Below are 3,164 nucleotides of genomic sequence, written 5' to 3'. Positions count from 1 at the left end.
GCCCATGTCATCGCCACTCAACAGCAGGACCTGGTGGCCGAAGTTGCCCGCATCACCGCAGGTGCTGGCGCGCGCGTGGTGTTCGATCCCATCGGCGGCCCGCAGTTCGTGCCGCTCACCGAAGCGATGGCACGCGGCGGCATCCTGCTGGAATATGGCGCGCTGAGCAGCGAGCCGACGCCGTTCCCGCTGTTCAATGTATTGGGCAAGTCGCTGACGCTGAAGGGCTACCTGTACTCGGAAATCGTGTCTGACGATGCGGCGCTGGCGCGTGCAAAGGCATTCATCGTCGATGGCCTGGACAAGGGCGTGCTGGTGCCGCTGATCGCCAAGGTGTTTACGTTCGCGCAGATCCAGGACGCACACCGTTACCTGGAATCGAATGAGCAGATCGGCAAGGTGGTGGTCACGGTTTAACCGCTTGCGCGATACCCCTGTGGCGTTGGGAATGTGCCCACAGGGGTCGTCGCTGCTGACCGTCGGTGTTGCCTGCCCTGCGGCTCATCGCGGCAACGCATACGCCATCACGTAATCCCCCGCCGGCGTCTCCATGAAATGGTGCCCACCGGCCATGATCACCAAGTACTGCCGCCCGCCGTGCTCGTACACCATCGGGTTGGCCTGGCCGCCCGCCGGCAGCTTGGTGTGCCACAGCTCCTTGCCGGTCTTCAGGTCGATGGCACGCAGCAGGTCGTCGGTCGCTGCGGCGATGAAGATCAGGCCGCTGGCGGTCACCACCGAACCGCCATTGTTCGGCGTGCCGATTTCAATGGGCAGGCCGGAGCGGATGTCGAAGGGGCCGTTGCCACGCGCGCTGCCGAACGGCCGGTCCCACAGCAGCTTGCCGCTGCGCAGGTCGATCGCACGGATACCGCCATAGGGCGGCTGCTTGCACAACAGGCCGGTGAACGGCAGCCGCCAACCGGCGTTGACGTCGATGCCATAGGGCGTGCCGACCTGCGGATCCCCTGCCCCTTCGGCACCGCCCTTGTCGGCGCGCATCTGCTCGCGCGGCAGCCAGCCCTTGCGGTCGGCTTCGGCGCGCGGCACCAGCCGGTTGTAGTTGGGCATGTCGTTGTAGTTGGCCACTATCACGCCACGCCGCGTATCGATGGCCACGCTGCCCCAGTCCGAGCCACCGTTGTAGCCGGGGTATTCGATGGAGTGGTGATCGCTGCTGGGCGGTGTGTAGAACCCTTCGTAATGTGCCTTGCGGAACTGGATTCGGCAGACCAGCTGGTCGATGGGGGTGATGCCCCACATGTCACGCTCGGTCAGCGCGTCGTCGCGCCGCAGCGTGTGGTACAGCGAGAACAGCTGGGTGGCGGCGCGCTGCTCGGGCTCCACGCCGCCCTGTGGCACCTTGCGCTCTTCGGCCGGGGTCAGCAGCTGGCCGTTGCGACGGTCGAGGATGTACATGTCGCCCTGCTTGGTGGGCAGCAGGATCGCCGGCACCTTGCCCGATGCCGTCGGGTAGTCGATGAGGCTGGCCTGCGAACCCAGGTCGTAGTCCCAGACGTCCTTGCGCACGGCCTGGAAATGCCAGACCGGCTTGCCGGTAGCCACATCGATGGCGACCAGCGAGGTCGCGTACCTGTTCTCGTTTTCGGTGCGCGAGCCACTCCAGTAGTCGCCTGCGGAATTGCCCATCGGCAGGTACACCAGGCCCAGTGCTTCATCGCCGGTAGCGGTGGTCCACATGTTCGGTGTGCCACGTGTATAGGTCTGCTCGCGCGGTGGCAGGCCGCTGCGCTCGGGCTGGTCCATGTCCCACGCCCAGCGCAGCTTGCCGCTGATCGCGTCGTAGGCCTGGATGACGCCGGAGGGCGCGTCGCGGCGCTGGCCGTCCAGTACCTGGTGGCCGGTAACGATGACACCGCGGACGATCGCCGGCGGCGAGGTGATCGATACGTAACCCGGCGGCACCTCGCCCATGCCCAGGGTGATGTCGACCTGGCCGTTGTTGCCGAAATTCGCGCAGGGGCGACCGCTGTCGGCGTCCACCGCGATAAGGCGGCCGTCCAGCGTGCCTTCGATGATGCGTGCGCTGCAGGCTGAGCGGCTCCCTGGCGCCGCGCTCTGGTGGGTGCGGGTCGGCGGCGGTGCGGGCAGCGCGAGATCGGCGGCCACGTCAGCCAGTGCGGCATCGGCGAGGGTCGGCGCGCTGGGCAGCTCGTAATAGGACACGCCACGGCAGGCGGCCGTATACGGGATCGACGCATCCTTCACCTTCGGGTCGAAACGCCATAGCTCCTTGCCGCTGCCGGCATCGAGGGCGATCAACTGATTGCGTGCGGTGCACAGGTACAACCGATCACCGATCTTCAGTGGCGTGGTTTCCGCACCCCAGCGCTTCTTCGGCAGGTCGCCCGTGCGGAACTGCCATGCCAGTTGCAAGGTTCCCACGTTTTCCGGGGTGACCTGCTGCAGCGGCGAATAGCGGGTGGCGGCATTGCTGCGCCCCCATGCCGGCCAGTCTCCTTCTGCCGGCTGGTCGGCAGGCTGCAGGCCGGTGGTGTCACGGGTGGGATCAAGCCCGGCGCTGACCGCCGGCTCCGGGAACGGCTGATGCCCGTCGACCATGCCATGCGGGGTGAACGCGAGGCCGAAGGCGGCCACGAAGACCAGCATCAGTACAGCGGCCACGCTGCGCGACAGCCGCCTGGGCACCGGCGCCTGCAGGGTCGGCGCCAGCAATGCCAGGACGATGCCGAGGGCGGTCACCAGGCCCAGCCGTGGTACCCAGCGCCAGTAATCGCTGCCCGATTCCCACCAGGTCCACAGCAGGCTGCCGATGAACACCAGTGCATACAGCAGTGCACCGCTACGCCGATTGCCCCACAACAGGATGCCGCAGACCAGCAGGCCCAGGCCGGCGATGGCGTAGTACCAGGAGCCACCGAGGCTGAGCAGCCACGCACCAAGGCCGCCGATGACCAGGCCGAGCACGATCAGCAACAGGGCCAGCACGGTAACGAGAGGATGGCGGGGCGGAGGCGCGTAAGCAGACTGCGGCGTGGCGGACATCGTCGATCTCCGGGGGCAGCATGCGCCCTTATGCCACCGTCACCGTGAAGTGCGTGCGTATTTTCGACTGCAGACACGACGACGCCGGCACAAGGCCGGCGTCGTCGGGTACCTCAGCATCGCGGCAGGATCACTCC

Annotated in this window: 2 protein-coding genes; one reads left to right on the top strand and one right to left on the bottom strand. The window is 66.9% G+C overall.

Annotated elements, in window-relative coordinates; translation table 11 throughout:
• A partial coding sequence (locus tag AB4Y84_RS17430) for a zinc-binding dehydrogenase (RefSeq protein ID WP_442250540.1) occupies positions 1–417 on the top strand: 417 nt, incomplete at its 5' end.
• A gap of 84 nt (positions 418–501) precedes the next feature.
• Here AB4Y84_RS17430 and AB4Y84_RS17425 read toward each other — a convergent pair.
• On the bottom strand, positions 502–3,027 hold the full coding sequence (locus AB4Y84_RS17425) for a membrane-bound PQQ-dependent dehydrogenase, glucose/quinate/shikimate family (RefSeq protein WP_442244330.1): 2,526 nt from the start codon (positions 3,025–3,027) through the stop codon (positions 502–504).
• Between the last annotated feature and the right edge of the window lie 137 nt (positions 3,028–3,164).

This window comes from Stenotrophomonas sp. 2YAF22, from assembly GCF_052114665.1.
Lineage (GTDB): Bacteria > Pseudomonadota > Gammaproteobacteria > Xanthomonadales > Xanthomonadaceae > Stenotrophomonas > Stenotrophomonas indicatrix.
The sequence above is the reverse complement of the archived record's forward strand: the minus strand, read 5'-3'. Positions and strand labels throughout refer to the sequence as shown.